General features: G+C 37.5%; 13 protein-coding genes and 2 tRNA genes. All 15 read right to left on the bottom strand.

Annotated elements, in window-relative coordinates; translation table 11 throughout:
- Positions 1 to 5 precede the first annotated feature (5 nt).
- Positions 6 to 1,490, bottom strand: coding sequence for a transcription termination factor NusA (nusA, locus tag AC1MPL_RS01075; protein ID WP_479763545.1), 1,485 nt, complete (start codon positions 1,488 to 1,490; stop codon positions 6 to 8).
- Positions 1,491 to 1,522: 32 nt separating this feature from the next.
- A complete protein-coding gene (gene rimP, locus AC1MPL_RS01080; RefSeq protein WP_479763546.1) occupies positions 1,523 to 2,026 on the bottom strand; it encodes a ribosome maturation factor RimP in 504 nt (167 codons plus the stop codon).
- Positions 2,027 to 2,229: 203 nt separating this feature from the next.
- Positions 2,230 to 2,306 (bottom strand) — tRNA-Met (locus tag AC1MPL_RS01085).
- Positions 2,307 to 2,386: 80 nt separating this feature from the next.
- Positions 2,387 to 2,463, bottom strand: a tRNA-Met gene (locus AC1MPL_RS01090).
- 462 nt (positions 2,464 to 2,925) lie between these two features.
- The gene (locus AC1MPL_RS01095) at positions 2,926 to 3,381 is read right to left on the bottom strand and encodes a pilin (protein ID WP_479763548.1); all 456 of its coding nucleotides are present in this window, start codon (positions 3,379 to 3,381) and stop codon (positions 2,926 to 2,928) included.
- Between the two features lie 304 nt (positions 3,382 to 3,685).
- A complete protein-coding gene (locus AC1MPL_RS01100; RefSeq protein WP_479763550.1) occupies positions 3,686 to 5,107 on the bottom strand; it encodes a glutamate synthase subunit beta in 1,422 nt (473 codons plus the stop codon).
- Between the two features lie 75 nt (positions 5,108 to 5,182).
- Positions 5,183 to 9,658, bottom strand: coding sequence for a glutamate synthase large subunit (gltB, locus tag AC1MPL_RS01105; RefSeq protein ID WP_479763552.1), 4,476 nt, complete (start codon positions 9,656 to 9,658; stop codon positions 5,183 to 5,185).
- A gap of 372 nt (positions 9,659 to 10,030) precedes the next feature.
- The gene (locus AC1MPL_RS01110; protein ID WP_479763554.1) at positions 10,031 to 10,759 is read right to left on the bottom strand and encodes a hypothetical protein; all 729 of its coding nucleotides are present in this window, start codon (positions 10,757 to 10,759) and stop codon (positions 10,031 to 10,033) included.
- A gap of 2 nt (positions 10,760 to 10,761) precedes the next feature.
- On the bottom strand, positions 10,762 to 11,850 hold the full coding sequence (gene aroB / locus AC1MPL_RS01115) for a 3-dehydroquinate synthase (RefSeq protein ID WP_479763556.1): 1,089 nt from the start codon (positions 11,848 to 11,850) through the stop codon (positions 10,762 to 10,764).
- Positions 11,851 to 11,880: 30 nt separating this feature from the next.
- On the bottom strand, positions 11,881 to 12,411 hold the full coding sequence (gene aroK, locus AC1MPL_RS01120; RefSeq protein ID WP_479763558.1) for a shikimate kinase AroK: 531 nt from the start codon (positions 12,409 to 12,411) through the stop codon (positions 11,881 to 11,883).
- A gap of 36 nt (positions 12,412 to 12,447) precedes the next feature.
- Positions 12,448 to 14,562: a type IV pilus secretin PilQ gene (locus tag AC1MPL_RS01125; protein WP_479763560.1), complete on the bottom strand. Its 2,115-nt coding sequence runs from the start codon at positions 14,560 to 14,562 to the stop codon at positions 12,448 to 12,450.
- Between the two features lie 58 nt (positions 14,563 to 14,620).
- Positions 14,621 to 15,142 (bottom strand): pilus assembly protein PilP, encoded by a 522-nt coding sequence (locus AC1MPL_RS01130; protein WP_479763562.1) that lies wholly within the window; start codon positions 15,140 to 15,142, stop codon positions 14,621 to 14,623.
- The gene (locus AC1MPL_RS01135) at positions 15,142 to 15,843 is read right to left on the bottom strand and encodes a type IV pilus inner membrane component PilO (RefSeq protein WP_479763563.1); all 702 of its coding nucleotides are present in this window, start codon (positions 15,841 to 15,843) and stop codon (positions 15,142 to 15,144) included. The genes AC1MPL_RS01130 and AC1MPL_RS01135 overlap by 1 nt, the downstream gene beginning before the upstream one ends.
- Positions 15,844 to 15,846: 3 nt before the next feature.
- Positions 15,847 to 16,473 carry a PilN domain-containing protein gene (locus AC1MPL_RS01140; protein WP_479763565.1) on the bottom strand — a complete coding sequence of 209 codons (627 nt, stop codon included), beginning with the start codon at positions 16,471 to 16,473 and terminating at the stop codon, positions 15,847 to 15,849.
- A complete protein-coding gene (locus AC1MPL_RS01145; protein ID WP_479763567.1) occupies positions 16,473 to 17,531 on the bottom strand; it encodes a pilus assembly protein PilM in 1,059 nt (352 codons plus the stop codon). The genes AC1MPL_RS01140 and AC1MPL_RS01145 overlap by 1 nt, the downstream gene beginning before the upstream one ends.
- Positions 17,532 to 17,629: the final 98 nt, after the last annotated feature.

Raw genomic sequence — 17,629 nt, forward strand, 5'->3', positions numbered from 1 at the left:
ACCTCCTAGTTAAACCATGATTCTCTAGCTTTCATAATTAATTGACCAGCTTTTTGAGCACCAAGACCATCGATATCTGCAATATCGTCAGTTGCTTGGTCAGCTAAATCATCAATTGTGATCACGCCACGGCTAGCAAGTGCATATGCAATCTCTTGCGTCATGCCTTCCATATTTAATAATTCAGGGCTTGGTTCTTGAATGTTCTCTTGCTGTTGCAATGCTTCTGCCAGTGCAATTTCTTTTGCACGACTTTGTAACAGTTCAACAGTATCAACATCTAATTCGATTTCATTAAATGTTTCTGCAGGAACATAAGCAATTTCCTCAAATGAGGTAAAGCCCATTTCAACAAGTGCCATTGCAAGACCCTCATCAATATCTAAACGTGTTACAAACATATCTAGGTATTTTTGAGTTTCGTTTTGCTGACGTGCACGATACTCTTCTTCAAGCATCATGTCTAACTTATATCCAGTTAAGTCAGATGCAAGACGAACATTTTGACCTTGTGAGCCAATCGCACGGGCCAATTGATCACTTGTCGCAAAAATAATATCTGCTGTTCTTGCATCTTCATCAATTACGATACCAGATACATCAGCAGGCTCAAGCGCACTTGCAATATATTGTGCAGGGTCATCAGACCATACTACAACATCTATACGTTCATTATTTAACTCTTGTTGAACAGATTGAATACGTGTTCCACGCATACCAATACATGCACCAACAGGGTCAATACGGTGATCATTTGTTTTTACAGCAATTTTAGCACGCACACCAGGTTGACGCGTTGCAGCTTTAATTTCAATAATTTCTTCTGAAATTTCAGGAATCTCTTTTTGCATTAAAGCAATTAACATTTCTGGTTTTGCACGAGAAAGTAATAATTGTGCACCACGCCCTTCACGATTCACTTCGTAAAGAATCGCGCTTACACGCTGTTTAGGGCGTAGTAATTCTTTTGGAATTACTTCATCACGTGCAAGATAAGCTTCAGCATTGTCACCAAGATCAATAATAAAGCCATCTTTTGTTTGCTTTTTCACTTCACCGTAAACAAGCTCACCTACTTTAGATGCATATGCATCTGCTACCAGTGCGCGCTCTGCTTCACGGATTTTTTGAACAATCACTTGTTTTGCAATTTGCGCTGCAATACGACCAAACTCAATTGATTCAACTTCAAGTTCACGAATATCGCCAATCGACCACTTTGCAGGGTCTAGATCAGAAATCGCATCTTGGCAAGCAGGCATTTCATGATCTTCATCAGCAACAACTTCCCATTGACGGAAAGTGCTGTAATCACCCGTTTTACGGTCAATTTCTACACGTAAACGCGCTTCTTCTGAGTTCGTACCCTCATAAAATTTTTTCTTAGTCGCAGCAACCAATGCTTGTTCTAGTGCTTCAAAGATGGCTTCGCGGCTAACACCTTTTTCATTACTAACCGTTTCTGCAACGGTAAGAATCTCACGACCCATAAGTCACCTATATTTCAGATTTTCTTAATAGTTTAATCTTGATAAACCAAATTTGCTTTATCGATATTGTGACTATCGATATCTAATACTTGCTGTTTTTCCACTTCAACTTGAATCATTTCATTTTCAAGATCAACTGCTACAAGCTTAGCTTGAAATTTACGACGATTATCTACAGCACTAATTAGACGCAGTGCAACTTGTTGACCAACATACGCCTGCAATTGAGATAATTCAAAGAATGGACGATCCCACCCTGGAGATGAAACTTCTAGTGAAAATTCACCTGAAATTGGATCATGGACATCTAAAATAGCACCAACTTGTTGCGTTACTCGAACACAATCTTCAACACTAATACCTTGCTTCTCTTGAGCTTCATCATTAGTTGTATTTGTTGATTTGTCAATGTAAATACGCAACATTGAGCGTTTGCCTTGAGGTAGGAATTCGATACCCCAAAGATCAACATTACAAGCATCTACCGCTGGGGCGATCATATCTTGTAATGCTTGGGTTTTATTTGATAGTTTCATGTACTCTCGTCATTTTGTGCAATACAACAATCGGCCCTTGCCGACCAAACCTCTTGTAGTGAAGCATGTCTTTTTGACCAATTGATGTCGACACTACACGATAGCAATAAAAAAGGGCGTAAATCCGCCCTTTATAGCACAGAAAAGCATAGCCCACTGTGCAAAAAGGCCCACCTATATGTGAGCCCTTTTAGCAAGAATCTTGGTAGCGGGAGCTGGATTTGAACCAACGACCTTCGGGTTATGAGCCCGACGAGCTACCAGACTGCTCCATCCCGCAATAGTGTGCAATAATATATCTAATTTAAGCGAAAAATTCAAGTTTAAATTAGATTAATGAATTTGCAAGTTTCATTAAATTGGTAGCGGGAGCTGGATTTGAACCAACGACCTTCGGGTTATGAGCCCGACGAGCTACCAGACTGCTCCATCCCGCAACAACCACTTACTTTCTGGTTTAAAGTAAGTATCAAGTAATTTACTTGATGGAGCGCATTGTATAGAGCCAATCACTTTAACGCAAGTCTTTTTATTCATTATTGTAATAACCATGCATCAACATGTTATTTTTTAAACAAAATGGTTTTTATATAACCAAAAGAGTTAGCTATTCTCTTTTATATATATATTTATCTACAGTAGATTTTATTAAAAGATTATTTTCTCTAATGTGATATCTACTTATTATATATAAGCTAAGGAAAGCGCATAGGATGTCGCTAAACATAAGTGTAAGTGTAAATCATTGGATGATTAATACTTTCGGAATTAATAAGGATGTTAATTTAATAAACTTGAGCAAGCTCGGGTTTATTTTTTATGGTATAAATATAATTATTTTGACTAAAATAAAAAACCGACTTATTAGTAATAAGTCGGTTTTTTAAAACTAATTTAAATTAGTTTTTAACATATCCATTATCAACACACTTACCAGAGTATTTCCAAATTAAGCGTTTAGTAGATGCTGGAGAGCTTGTAGTAGTAGCTGTTTCATCAGTTTCAGTTGGTGTTAATACGCATGTATCTGTTGCAACAATACCTTTCACAGCATTTGGCACTGCTGTAATAACACCACCAGTAGCCAATGTAATACTATTCAATGTACCAGATGTAATATTTGTAGGCAATGCAGTACCAATATCTGTAGCTGTCGAACATTTAGATAAATCATTTGTAGTGCTATAACAAACATCAACTGCTGTTTTTACACTAGACATACCTACAGTAACTTCTGTGTAGGCTGCACGTTTTGTATAGCTTTGATATGCAGGTACAGCAATCGCAGCCAAAATACCAATAATCGCAACAACGATCATTAATTCAATAAGAGTGAAACCCTTTTGAGCATTCATAATTTTTACCCCAATGTGTTTATAAAATTGTAACCCTGTATCATTTACGTTAACAGTTTTACCTAACATTTATATGACAGCAAGTACTGTACTTAACTATTTTAATATAATTTTCACTAATTTAACCATTTTTTGTTCTTTTTTTAACAAAAAAATATGTAACCATTGAAATATAAAAATATATAAAGATACAAAAAACAACAACATATGGGTAAATATACCAGTATTTAATTTTAAAAAAAATATTTAATTTTTTATAATAATTCCTATTTTAAAACCGAGCTTAAAAGCTCGGTTTTTATAATCAAACAGCTAAATAGTCCAATATACCTTCTGCAGCCTGTCTACCTTCCCAAATTGCAGTAACTACAAGATCTGAGCCTCGTACCATATCTCCACCTGCAAAAATCTGTGGATGTGATGTCTGGAATTTAAAATCTTGTTTCTCAATTGCTAAAACACGGCCAGAACCATCTAATTTAATATCTACATCTTTAAACCAAGACTCTGGACTCGGACGAAAACCAAAAGCAAGTAGTACTGCATCAGCAGGTATAACTTCTTCAGAACCAGGTATAGGCTCAGGGCTACGACGTCCACGATGATCAGGCTCACCCAATTGTGTAGTGACAAATTTAACCCCAGTTACTTGACCATTTTCACCCATCACTTCGATTGGCTGTCTATTAAATATAAACTCGACTCCTTCTTCGCGTGCATTACGTACTTCTCTACGTGAACCCGGCATATTTTCCTCATCACGGCGATAGGCACAAATCACTTGTTCTGCACCTTGACGTATAGAGGTTCGGTTACAATCCATTGCGGTATCACCACCACCAAGAACAATCACCTTTTTTCCTTCCATAGAAATATATTCGCTTGGGTCTTTCTCCCAGTTTTGACAACGGTTGACATTCGCAATCAAAAAATCAAGAGCATCATGTACACCTTGTAAATCTTCACCTACAAAACCACCCTTCATATAGGTATAGGTGCCCATTCCCATAAATACAGCATCGTAATCTTTTAGAAGATCTTCAATTGTTACATCTGTACCAATGTTAGTATTTAGTTTAAATTCAACACCCATACCCGTAAAAATTTCACGGCGGCGCTTCATCACATCTTTTTCCATTTTAAATTCAGGAATACCAAATGTGAGTAAACCGCCAATTTCTGGGCGTTTATCAAAAACTGTCGGCTTAACACCGTTACGAACCAAAATATCTGCACAACCTAGCCCTGCAGGCCCTGCACCAATAATCGCAACCTTTTTATCTGTCCATTTCACATCAGACATATCTGGTCGCCAACCTAAAGCAAATGCCGTATCATTAATATACTTTTCTGCATTTCCAATAGTTACTGCACCAAAACCATCATTTAAGGTACAAGCACCCTCACATAAACGGTCTTGTGGGCATACACGACCACATACTTCGGGTAATGTATTGGTCTGATGACATAATTCCGCCGCCTGAAAAATACGGCCTTCTGAAATGAGTTTCAACCAGTTAGGAATATAATTATGTACTGGGCACTTCCATTCACAGTATGGATTACCACACCCTAAACAACGATGGGTTTGGTCTTGCACCTCTTCTTTATGAAAAGGTTGATAAATTTCAACGAATTCTGCTTTGCGTATATCTATTGCTTTTTTTTGTGGGTCGTGACGGGCAACATCTAAAAACTGGAAGTCATTACTAAGGCGCTGTGCCATATTCTTCTCCATGGGGTCATGTGAATGGATCAATTACCATTCACACCTACCTACTCATTCACATAAAGGCTTAATTTATTGCGGATCGGCTTGGGTTGTTTTTAGCAAAGTTAGTAAATTCGCTGCTTTGGGTTTAACCAACCAAAATTTACGACTATAAAAATCAAATTCATTACGAATCTTATATGCCCAAGCACTTCCAGTTTCTTTAATATGCTCATCAAGAATACGTAATAAATTTTCTTGATGCTCTTCCATAGATTCCGTAGAAATACGTGTTAAATCAATAAGTTCATGGTTATAACGATCAACAAAGTCATTTTCTAAGTCAAGCACATAAGCAAAACCACCAGTCATACCTGCACCGAAGTTATGCCCAACTTTTCCAAGAACAGTGACTATACCGCCTGTCATATACTCACAGCAGTGATTACCTGCACCCTCAATGACAGCAAAAGCACCCGAGTTTCTCACTGCAAAACGCTCTCCTGCTGTACCCGCAGCAAAAACCTTACCGCCTGTTGCACCATAGAGGCAGGTATTACCAATAATTGCCGTTTCTTGGCTTTGGAACTGAGAGCCTTTTGGTGGGAATATAGAAATTCGACCGCCTGCCATGCCTTTTCCTACATAGTCATTGGCATCACCTTCTAACCTAATATGTAAGCCACCTGCATTCCAAACACCAAGTGACTGCCCTGCTGTACCTTTTAAGTTAACAACAACAGGTGTACTTTCCATATTTAAGTTGCCATGACGGCGTGCAATTTCACCTGAAAGACGCGCACCAATAGAGCGGTCACAGTTACCTACTTTAAATGCATACTCACCACCGGAACTACTTTCAATTGCAGGCAGAATTTCAGAAACCATTTTCTCTGCAAGTATGCCTTTATCAAACGGTGCATTCCCCTCTACTTGGCAATACTGTGCTTTTCCTTCTGCAAAAGCATGTGACTGTAAAAGTGGTGAAAGATCTAAATGTGCGTGCTTTTCTGTTTCACCCGGAAGCACTTCGAGTAAATCTACACGTCCAATTAAGTCTTTTAACGAACTCACCCCAAGTGCTGCGAGCCATTCTCTCGTTTCTTCTGCAATAAATTGGAAGAAGTTAATGAGCATTTCAGGCTCACCAATGTAATGCTCTTTACGTAAGCCTTCTTGCTGTGTTGCAACACCTGTAGCACAGTTGTTTAAGTGACAAATACGTAAATATTTACACCCTAAAGCAATCATTGGTGTTGAACCGAAACCAAAACTTTCTGCACCTAAAATGGCTGCTTTCACCACATCTAAGCCAGTTTTTAAACCACCATCGGTTTGCACACGGACTTTGCCACGCAAGTCATTTACACGTAGTGCTTGATGCGCTTCTGCAAGTCCAAGCTCCCATGGCGAACCTGCATGATGAATAGATGAAAGTGGAGAGGCTGCCGTACCACCGTCATACCCTGAAATAGTAATAAAGTCTGCATACGCTTTTGCCACGCCTGCTGCAATGGTTCCCACGCCCGGCTCAGATACCAATTTCACAGATACCATCGCTTTTGGATTGACCTGTTTTAAGTCAAAAATAAGTTGAGATAAATCTTCGATCGAATAAATATCATGGTGTGGTGGTGGTGAAATAAGTGTTACACCTGGTACAGCATAACGTAAACGTGCAATTAAGCCATTAACTTTACCACCCGGTAATTGTCCACCTTCACCTGGTTTTGCACCTTGTGCAACCTTAATTTGTAGCACTTCAGCCGACACCAAATATTCAGGTGTAACCCCAAAGCGCCCAGAAGCGATTTGTTTAATTTTAGAGTTTTTAATGGTGCCATAACGTGCAGGGTCTTCACCACCCTCACCTGAGTTAGAGCGCCCACCCATCGTATTCATTGCAATAGCAATAGCTTCATGTGCTTCTGGTGAGAGTGCACCAATAGACATACCTGCCGAATCGAATCTTGGTAAAATCGATGTAATTGGCTCAACATCTTCTAAAGCAATTGAATTGTCTGTTTTGAGCTTTAATAAATCTCGAATAGTTGCGATTGGTCTTGTATTGACAAGCTCTGCATATGCTTTAAAGTCTGCATAGTCACCCGAACGAACTGCTTTATGTAACGAGTTAATCACTTCTGGGTTGAACGCATGGTATTCCTTACCAAACACAAACTTGAGCATTCCACCTTGGTCAATGGGTTGACGATGTTTCCATGCCAAAGTAGCAAGTTTCTTTTGATCTTCTTCTAGATCTGCAAATGTCGCACCTTGAATACGGCTTGCAACTCCTTTAAAACAAAGATCAACAACTTCATTCGACAAACCAACAGCTTCAAATAACTGTCCACCACGATATGATGCAACTGTTGAAATACCCATTTTAGACAAGACTTTGAGTAAGCCTTTATCTATGCCTTTTCTAAAATTGTTTTGCGCTTGAATAGGGTCACCAAGTAACTCACCTTTAGCCACAAGGTCATGAATCACATCATAAGCCAAATAAGGATAAATAGCCGTTGCACCAAACCCTAAAATCACGGCGAACTGATGTGGATCACGTGCTAAAGCAGTTTCAACAATAATATTTGCATCAGCTCTTAATCCTGTTTGAATTAAGTAGTGGTGTACTGCACCTGTAATCAGTACAGCATTGGCAGGTAAATAACCTTCTTTTATTTTTTTATCTGAAAGAATAAGTACAGTTCTTCCATCACGAATGGCTTGTGCAGACTCTTCACAAATACGTGTTATTGCCTGTTGTAAACCCTCACTTATTTCATAGTTCAGATCAATTTCAGCAATTTCATAACCTGTACGACCTAAAGTACGCAGTTGATGCATTTTAGAGTTTGAAAGCACAGGGCTTGAAATTATAAGGCGATCTGCATGTTCAGGGCCTTGCTCAAATACACTTTGCTCACGCCCAAGACACGTTTCTAAAGACATTACAATAGATTCACGTAATGGATCTATTGGCGGATTAGTCACTTGTGCAAATTGTTGTCTAAAGTAGTCAGAAACATGGCGTACTTGTTTAGACAATACTGCCATCGGGGTATCATCACCCATAGATCCGACAGATTCTTGACCATTTTCAGCAATCGGTCTCAGTACCTGATCACGTTCTTCAAACGTTACCATAAACATTTTTTGTGCAGTTTTTAGTTGATCACCTTTCAAACCTTTATCTGCTAAATGTTCTTCTAACTGCGGACTGACTTGTAAGCGGAAAGCATTTTCACGTAACCACTGCCGATATGGACGCATACGCTTTAAATGATTATTTACATCTGTGGTATCTAGCATCTTACCTGTAAAGGTATCAATGACAAGCATTTCACCCGGACCAACACGCCCTTTAGATATCACATCTTCAGACTTGTAATCCCATACACCAATTTCAGAAGCAAGTGTAATATAGCCATTTTTAGTAATCACCCAACGTGCTGGACGTAATCCATTACGATCAAGCATACAAATGGCATGGCGACCGTCTTGAATTACAAGACCTGCGGGACCATCCCATGCTTCCATATGTTTAGAGTTAAACTCATAAAAGGCACGTAAATCTGCATCTAAGTTTTCAACATTCTGCCATGCAGGTGGTACAAGCATACGTAAAGCACGGAATAAATCCATACCACCACCCACAAGAATTTCAAGCATATTGTCTAAACTTGAAGAGTCTGAACCCGTACGGTTTATAATTGGATTAAGCTCTGTTAAACCTGGCAAAAGTGCATTTTTTAATTTTGGTGTACGCGCAGCAGCCCAATTACGATTTGCTGTAATGGTATTAATTTCACCATTATGTGCTAAATAACGAAACGGCTGTGCAAGAGGCCAACGTGGTAATGTATTGGTAGAAAAGCGTTGATGAAATACAACAATATGTGACTCAAGTGCAGGATTGGCAAGATCTGTATAAAAATCTGCAATTGCCTCAGGCATCATTAAGCCTTTATAGCTAATGACTGTAGAGCATAAAGTTGTAATATAAAAATCTGGATCGTGCTGTTGTTTTTGTTCTGCACGACGACGTGCTAAAAATAATTTACGATTAAACTCAACTTCTGTCACACCCATTGGGCAATTCACAAAAATTTGTTCAAACCGAGGAAGCGACTGTAGCGCAATCTCCCCCAATGCATCGTTATTGGTTGGAACAATACGCCAACCAATAACGCGCAAACCTTCTTCTTCAATTTCTTTTTTTAATACATCTTTTGCAAGTTGTGCTTTTTCACTATCAAGACTAAGAAAAACTGTGCCCACAGCAAAAATTTCACTGAGTGTAATATCACTAATCTTCGGCGCTTCTTGTCTAAAAAATGCTTTTGGCATCGCAAGTAATAAACCACATCCATCGCCTGTTTTGCCATCTGCGGCAATCCCCCCTCGATGGGTCATACAGCTTAAGCTATGAATAGCTGTTTTTACCAAGTCATGACTTTCATTGCCCTCCATATGAGCAATTAAGCCGAAACCGCAATTATCCTTAAACTCATCTGGCTGATATAAGCCTTGAGCGGGAGCTACTGTTTTTAGCGATGGCATGTGCATAGCGTACCCTTCTTTAGTTGATGCTCCTAAGTGAGCGACACATAGTAAATTTTCTTTATAACTTTATTGCGATACCTTTTAGAAAAAAATTAGACTTTCCTATAGTATTAGTTTATTCATCACTCCTCTTTTACATGCACACTTTTAATGCACTAAAGAGTATAAAGTTACTTATTTTAATAAGATTTGCGCTAAAAAAAGAATATTAGGGCAACCTATGCACCAATATATGCAAAATAAGTGCCAAATTCATGACAGAGGAAAATAAGTTAAACTCTCAATTTTTAATTTTATAGTTCATTTTTCGCACTAAAATAATATTTAAGCAGTGAATGTGCATAAATATGTATCAATATAGTGCATAAATTAGTTTAATGTTGTTTTAGGTGTAGATGCTACAGGATCAGTTGTACGATCTAATATATCTGTAGTGGTTTGAATAGGGTTTGGTAAACTCATTGTTCTTGGTACTGGTGCATTTGTTAAGTTTACTTCATACAACTTACTGTCAGAAGATAATTCATCTGTTCCCATATCATTTACTTGATGTGAGTAATTCGATAAGGGCTTCACAGATGGGTGCAAAGACTTTGGTAATCCAAGATTCAAATTTTGTAATGCTCGATCCGCCTGAGGCTCATTAGGATACAAGCCATAGTCTAAAACATATTGATCGGGTTGATTTTCATTAGACAATCTAAAATAAATAAATTTTTCTCTATCAGCTCTCTGTTTTAGAAAGTCACGAATAACTTCCTCCTTACCTACTGTAAGGATTTCCAATGTAAAACCATAAGGATTTCTTTGGATAAACTTTGTTCCTCTAAATTCCGTCTCATGCGTGCCTGAGTTAATTGCTCTTGTTGTTTGTTGTAAAGGCTTAACATCATCATCAAGCACACCCAAATTGGTCATTGCTGAAACCCTTTCAGCCTGAAATTGTGGGTGTACATCTTCCTGTTCAATATCTTTTTCTGTATTGGGAAGTTTTTTTATAGTTAAATTTAGAAATAAAGCAGCAAATAAACAAGCAATACCAATAAATAATGATACCCATGGTAAAGGCCGAGATTGTTCTTTTTGCTGCTGAGACATGATTATTTACCTTTTTTTTGATTATTCAGAATCGCCTGTTTCATATAATCTACATTAAATTCTTCAGTAATGACTGCATGCCCTAATTTTTTCATCAAAATTAGTCTAATTTTACCATCAAGCACTTTTTTATCATGCGACATATAAGATAGAAAATCATCTAATGGTATTTCAGGACAGGAAATTGGCAAGTTTGCTTGTTGAATAATGTATTTGACACGCGCTAGATCTTCAGCTGAAATCCATTTCATTAAATATGATAGTTCAGCAGCCATAACCATTCCCACAGCAACTGCCTCACCATGCAACCATGTGCCATATCCAAGATAAGACTCAATTGCATGACCAAAAGTATGCCCTAAGTTTAGAAGTGCTCGTTCGCCTTTTTCATGCTCATCATTTGCCACAATACGTGCTTTATGCGCACAAGAACGGTATACCGCTTCTGCTAAAGCTTGCTCATCACCAGCCACCAATTTTGGCATATTGTCTTCAAGCCATGCTAAAAATTCAATATCGCCCAAAAGTGCATACTTAATAATTTCTGAAAGACCAGCAGAAAGCTCACGTGGTGGTAGAGTTGACAATTGGTTCATATCAGCAAAAACAACTGATGGCTGTTTAAATGCCCCAATCATATTTTTACCAAGTGGATGATTGATACCAGTTTTCCCACCTACACTTGAGTCAACTTGAGATAGCAACGTTGTTGGAACTTGTACAAAGTTTACACCTCTTTGGAAACTTGCAGCAGCAAAACCAGCCATATCGCCGATTACACCACCACCCAATGCAAGCACCGTACAGTCACGATTAAATCCTGATGACAATAATGCATCAAAAATTAAGTTTAGATTTTCAATATTTTTAAATTTCTCACCATCACGTAAAATACACTGTGCTGTCACTTTATCTAAGGCAGTTAAAGCCTTTTTATAGTTCTCTAAATACAAAGGAGCAACCGTTTCATTTGTTACAATCATCACTTGCTTACCTTGAATATAAGGCTTTAACAAATGTTGAATATCTAAATGGCTACCAATGAAAATAGGATAACGGCGATCACCGAGCTCAACATGTAATGTTTGCATAAATTTCAACCAGCGAAAAAGTTAGATAAATTATTTTAGAATATCATCAAGAATTTGATACGCTAAATCTCGTGCATCACCACTATGTGTATCAACAACAAAGTGTGCTACTTCTCTATATAAAGGGTCTCTGATAGAAAGAAGATCCTGTAATTTTTTTTCAGGATTTTCAACTTGTAATAATGGTCGATTCTTATCTCTATATGTTCGTTGTAGCTGAATTTCTACAGGTGCAAATAAATAAATAACTATTCCGCGTTGCTTCAAAACATTTCTATTTATTAGCTGTGTTACTGCACCACCGCCTGTAGCAAGTACAATTTGCCTACGTTTTGTTAATTCTTTTAATACACATGTTTCACGCTCACGAAAACCACTTTCGCCTTCTTTTTCAAAAATCCAAGGAATGGAGGCACCAGTTTTTCTTTCTATTTCATGGTCACTATCTAAGAATTCTCTCTCGAGAATTTCAGCCAAATGACGACCAACAGTTGTTTTCCCAGCCCCCATGGGCCCTACCAAATATATATTTGGTAGGGTATTTATTGCTTTTTTTGGCAAGGAGCCACCTATTTCATTACATCAATTAAGCTTATATTAATGATTTCTTGAAAAAGTGTCATTAACAATTCTTGGTGTAATAAAAATCAATAGCTCTCTTTTTTGCTCTGTACGCGTTCTATTCTTAAATAAATTACCAAGACCAGGAATATCACCAAGTACAGGCACTTTATTTATATTATTCGATGTAGAATTTTCATACAAACCACCGAGTACAACAGTTTCACCATTATTTACCAATACATTTGTTTGCAGTGTATTGGTATCAATTGCATAACCTGCATCTGTGAGTGAACCTAAAGTATCTTTCGAAATATTAAGTTTCATTTGCACTTTACCATCTGGCGTAATACTTGGCGTCACCTTCAACTCAAGCACAGCATCTTGGAAAGTTGTCGTTGTACCATTATTCGCACTGGTCGTTGCATATGGAATTTTTGCACCTGATTTAATAATCGCTTCTTGTTTATCGCCAGTCATTACTTTTGGAGTAGATAGTACTTCTCCCAATCCATCTGACTGTAAAGCAGATAACTCTAAAGTAAGAAGTGAATTAGCAGTATTTAATATCCCAAAAGCAATACTTGGAGAATTGTTAATCGTAGAACCTAAATCGACATTTAAGTTATTTGAAACACTATTTGACGATCTTAAACTTGTCACATTTGCAGTTGAGCTACCCACAAGTGTTCCAGTGCTTCTTACAAAAGTTCCATCAGAGCTAGTTACTGATCCACCACGACCAGAAATACCCCATTTCACGCCAATAGATTTAGAAAAGTCAGTTGAAGCTCTTACAATGCGGGCCTCAACCATAACTTGTTTAACAGGAATGTCTAGCTGTTTAAGCAGCTCTTGCAGCTGAGCAATCTTAGTTGATGTATCGTTAATAATAATGGTGTTTGTACGATCATCTACAGAAATCGTTCCTCGTGAACTCAGTAATGAACCAGAATTACTATCATCACTTCCATTCAATGCATCTTTACTTTCACTAGAACTTTTCTTTGTTGCAGCAATAAGTTTTTGGATATCTGATGCTTTTGCATAATTCAACTGGATATATTCAGTTTGTAATGGTGCAAGTTTAATTGATTGTGCATAGAGTTTAGCTTGCTCCTCATCTCGCTTAATCATATCGGCAGTTGGAGCAATCCAAATTACATTACCAGTTCGACGCTGATCTAAATTTTTAGTTTGTAGAATAAGCGCAAGTGCCTGATCTGCAGGAACATCTTTTAAATGAAGTGTAATATTACCTTGTACATTATCTGCTACAACAATATTCTCTCCAGAAAAATCGGCAAGAAGCTGAAGTACGCGTCTAATTTCAATATCTTGAAAATCTAAAGATATTTTTTTACCACTATATTTCGTAGCTTGCATTGCACGCTGCGTAGAGTCTAACTTTTTACCTACATTAATTGTAAGCTTGTTATCGGCTTGATACGCCATATAATCAAAGCTATCATTTGCCTGTATTTCAATAACACCATTATTCCCATCATTGAAACTATCAACAATTGATACAGGTGTTGCAAAATCATTCACATTTAAACGTCTTGCTAAATACAATGGAATCTTATTACCAGTAAATCGTGCAATAATTTTATTATTACGCTGCTGGATATCTACAGGTGTTCTAGGATTAGATAAGTCAATAACAACCTGACCTTCACCCTTATCATTACGCTGAAAACCAATATTAGAAATACCTTGTACAGCTGATGGAAGTACAGCTTGAGGTGTTGATATCTGCTGTGTAACTGATGTTGGTAAAACCCTTAATATATAGGTATTTCCCTCAACACGTGTTGAAAATTTACTATTTTGCTTTAAGTCAACGCTCAAACGAGTTCGCTCATTATCAGATGAAACATTAATTGCACTGACTTGATCATTTGAAACTGGAATTTGGCTTTGTGTTGTATTGTTTGTTGTTTCAGGAAAATCGAGTATAAGCTGAGAAGACTGTTGTACCTGATATGCTTTAGGTTGCGGTGGTAAACCATTAAACATAATACGAATTTCAGTGCCCTGATTTGCTACTTGCATTGGAACAATGCCTGTCACAGCTACACCAGCTTGTGCGGTTTGCATGATTGCCACAACAGCAGCACTTAAAAGAAATCGACGAGAGATAGCGTTCATACTGTGATCATCCCCAAAAAGTATTGAATTACAATTGTCATTATTATCCCCAAAAAAATTAAGACGTTTGGCCCAATAAAATAAGTGCACGTGGCCGTTCAACATATCCGCCATTACCATCTGAAACAACTTCTAATAAATCAAGCTTTGTTGGAGATATTTTCACAACTCGACCTTGATTTAACCCCATATAGTTGCCTGTCTGCACACGATAAATTTGTGAATCTGGTGCTTGAATTAATGCTACATCTTGTCCATTTGCTCCACGCAGTGTTCCTTTCATTATTAAGGACTCAAGCGGATATGCCTCAAGCGGCTGTGGTGCTCGTGAAAAATTTGGATAGACGCGTTTACCAGCCATTACTTTTAACTCAGTATAAAGAGAGCTTGGCAAGAATGGACTACGAATATTTTGCGCACTATATTGAAATGAAGGTGTCGTTTCAAACACTGGTGCCTTTTCAACAGGAAGTGGCGGTTGATTCTTAATCTGGGCCATTTGCCCATTTACCTCTTCTACCCTTGAATCACATCCAGAAAGTAGTAATACACACACTAGACAAGTTAATTGATAACGCATTAATGTGCCCCTTTCTTTGTGTTTGATTGTGTTGAACTTTCACTACCTAAATAACGATATGTTTTCGCATTAATAATATAAGTTAACTCTGGGATTTCAGATCTTCTATTACTATTTAACTGTGCAGTAATTGAGAAATTATGCAACGTTACAATTCGAGGCAATAAAGCAATATCACTTGCGAACTGTCCAAAGGCATGAAAATCACCTGTTGCCTCAATCGAAATAGGTTGTTCTAAGAAAAAGTTTTGGCGGACTTCAGGATCTAAGTGAATATTCTTAAACTTCAATCCAGACTCTACGCCAGTCACATTAATATCCTCTACTAAACCAGGTATTTCAGACTCTTTGGGCAATTGCTGTAATTGTTCATTAAAACTATCTTGCATAGTTTTTAACTGAAGTTGATATCGCTCTAAATTTCGTAGTGTTGATTCTTTTTGACGATACTCATTCAATAAACTTTCTTCTTGAGACTTAGCAGCAGCAATTTGCTCAATTATATTGCTAATAACTGCAAAATAGCCAACGATACAGATTATAAAAACAATAAACAGCCAGCAAGTCGCTTTGACTAAAAGAGGCCAGCTTCCATAATTATTTGCATCCAAAGAATTAAATTGCTGTGTAAATTTTTTCAACGTCATCTTTTGCTTTGGGAGCTGTGCTGAAAAATCATGTAAACTGTCATTTTTATCCATTACTTACTCCCCTCTTTGCTCAATATTCGTTAATGCATTTAAATCATTTGCTTTTTCGCTTAGATTTGCCGTGACTACAAAGTTTCCATACTTATCTTCATCACGTGGTACAACAGAGCCTATTGCACTTGTTGTCCCTTTATTATCATTTGCTAAAAAAGAACTCATAAATACATTACGATACCAAGGAGAAGCCGACATTAACCTCATCATCTCAGCAACAGCATTTGGACTTTCAGCACGACCTTCAAGTGTAAAACTATCACCATTACGTGTAAATTTAGTCAAAAATACATTTTTAGGTATCACTCGTGGCAACTCATCCAATAGACGAACGACAACAGGACGCTGTGATTGTAGATTCTGAATTAAATGCATTCTATCAACAATCTCTTTTCTACGTTCTTGCAACCCATCTAAAGACTTCAATTTTTGATCTAAATCTTGGTTACTTGTTGTTACAATTTGATTTGCTTGAGTTTGATCATTTAATGTCTGATCAAAATAGAACCATGCCAATGCTGTAATTACAACACCAACTAAAGCCGAAAGCACCGAGATAAAAACAAAAGCTTTTTTTCTTGTTTCACGGAGTTCATCACGCCAAGGTAATAAGTTAATTTTAGACATTAATCAAAACTCCTTAACGCAGTACCACAAGTAACCATTAAAGATGGGGCATCTTGCTTTATTTTTTTAATATTTACTTGTGGTGAAAAAGTCATTTTTAAGAAAGGATCTGCCACAGTGACACGATAGCTCAATGTACTTTGCAAGAATTTCGCTAGCCCTTCTAAGTTTGCTGTACCACCTGCCAATAGCACATGATCAATTTCATCATACTGAGAGGCTGAGAAAAATAACTGTAATGAACGTGTCGCTTGCTGTGCTAATGCATCCATAAAAGGACGCAATACTGCAGTCTCATAGTCTTCTGGCAGACTACTATCTTTTTTGGCACGGCCGGCCTCAGCATAAGATAATCCATAACGATTTTGAATATCTAATGTCAGCTGCTTACCACCAAAACTATGTTCACGTGTATAAACGATTTTCCCTTGATCCAATACTGATAAGGTCATCATTGAATGACCTATATCAAACAACGCAACAACTTTTGCAGCAATAGGCAATGTATTAGAAAAAATTGAAAATGATCTTTCAACAGCTAAATTCTCAACATCAGCCACTTTAGGTGAAAGGCCTGCATAAATAAGTACTTCATTTCGCGAATCGACATTTTCCGTACGTGTCGCCACCAATAAAACATTTACTTTATTCTGTTTATTTGGAACAACTGAAACCACTTCAAAGTCCAAGCTCACTTCATCCAATGGAAATGGAATATATTGCTCTGCATCTAAACGAATCTGAACTTCACGCTCTTCATCAGTCATATCTAAATCCATTTCAATTACCTTTGAAATTACGCTTGCTGTAGGTACAGCAAATGCAGCTTCATCAGATCTTGGATTACCTTGCGCAACAGCACTTTCAACTGCTTCTGCTACAGCTTCAGGATTTAAAATGTTTTTTTCGACCACAGCCCCTTCAGGAAGAGGCTCAATCGCGTAAGATAGCACTTCATAACGCCCACTTTTTACAGAAAGCTCCAAAATTTTCACAGAAGTCGAACTAATATCAACTCCTATTAACCCCTTTTTCGGTTTACGATTTAACCTAAGCACAATAACTTTCCCAACCCCAATCTACTTTTTATCAAAAATGTCACAACGCAAAGTTCTGTTTGCAACATAACCAATATAATAACGTATATAGTACTTTT

This window comes from Acinetobacter sp. N1-1, assembly GCF_056711485.1.

Excerpts from the sequence above, each read along its gene's own strand:
- nusA (WP_479763545.1), bottom strand. The coding sequence starts at position 1,490 with ATGGGTCGTGAGATTCTTACCGTTGCAGAAACGGTTAGTAATGAAAAA.
- AC1MPL_RS01110 (WP_479763554.1), bottom strand. The coding sequence starts at position 10,759 with ATGTCTCAGCAGCAAAAAGAACAATCTCGGCCTTTACCATGGGTATCA.
- AC1MPL_RS01125 (WP_479763560.1), bottom strand. The coding sequence starts at position 14,562 with ATGAACGCTATCTCTCGTCGATTTCTTTTAAGTGCTGCTGTTGTGGCA.
- AC1MPL_RS01135 (WP_479763563.1), bottom strand. The coding sequence starts at position 15,843 with ATGGATAAAAATGACAGTTTACATGATTTTTCAGCACAGCTCCCAAAG.
- AC1MPL_RS01095 (WP_479763548.1), bottom strand. The coding sequence starts at position 3,381 with ATGAATGCTCAAAAGGGTTTCACTCTTATTGAATTAATGATCGTTGTT.
- AC1MPL_RS01130 (WP_479763562.1), bottom strand. The coding sequence starts at position 15,142 with ATGCGTTATCAATTAACTTGTCTAGTGTGTGTATTACTACTTTCTGGA.
- aroB (WP_479763556.1), bottom strand. The coding sequence starts at position 11,850 with ATGCAAACATTACATGTTGAGCTCGGTGATCGCCGTTATCCTATTTTC.
- AC1MPL_RS01140 (WP_479763565.1), bottom strand. The coding sequence starts at position 16,473 with ATGTCTAAAATTAACTTATTACCTTGGCGTGATGAACTCCGTGAAACA.
- rimP (WP_479763546.1), bottom strand. The coding sequence starts at position 2,026 with ATGAAACTATCAAATAAAACCCAAGCATTACAAGATATGATCGCCCCA.
- AC1MPL_RS01100 (WP_479763550.1), bottom strand. The coding sequence starts at position 5,107 with ATGGCACAGCGCCTTAGTAATGACTTCCAGTTTTTAGATGTTGCCCGT.
- gltB (WP_479763552.1), bottom strand. The coding sequence starts at position 9,658 with ATGCCATCGCTAAAAACAGTAGCTCCCGCTCAAGGCTTATATCAGCCA.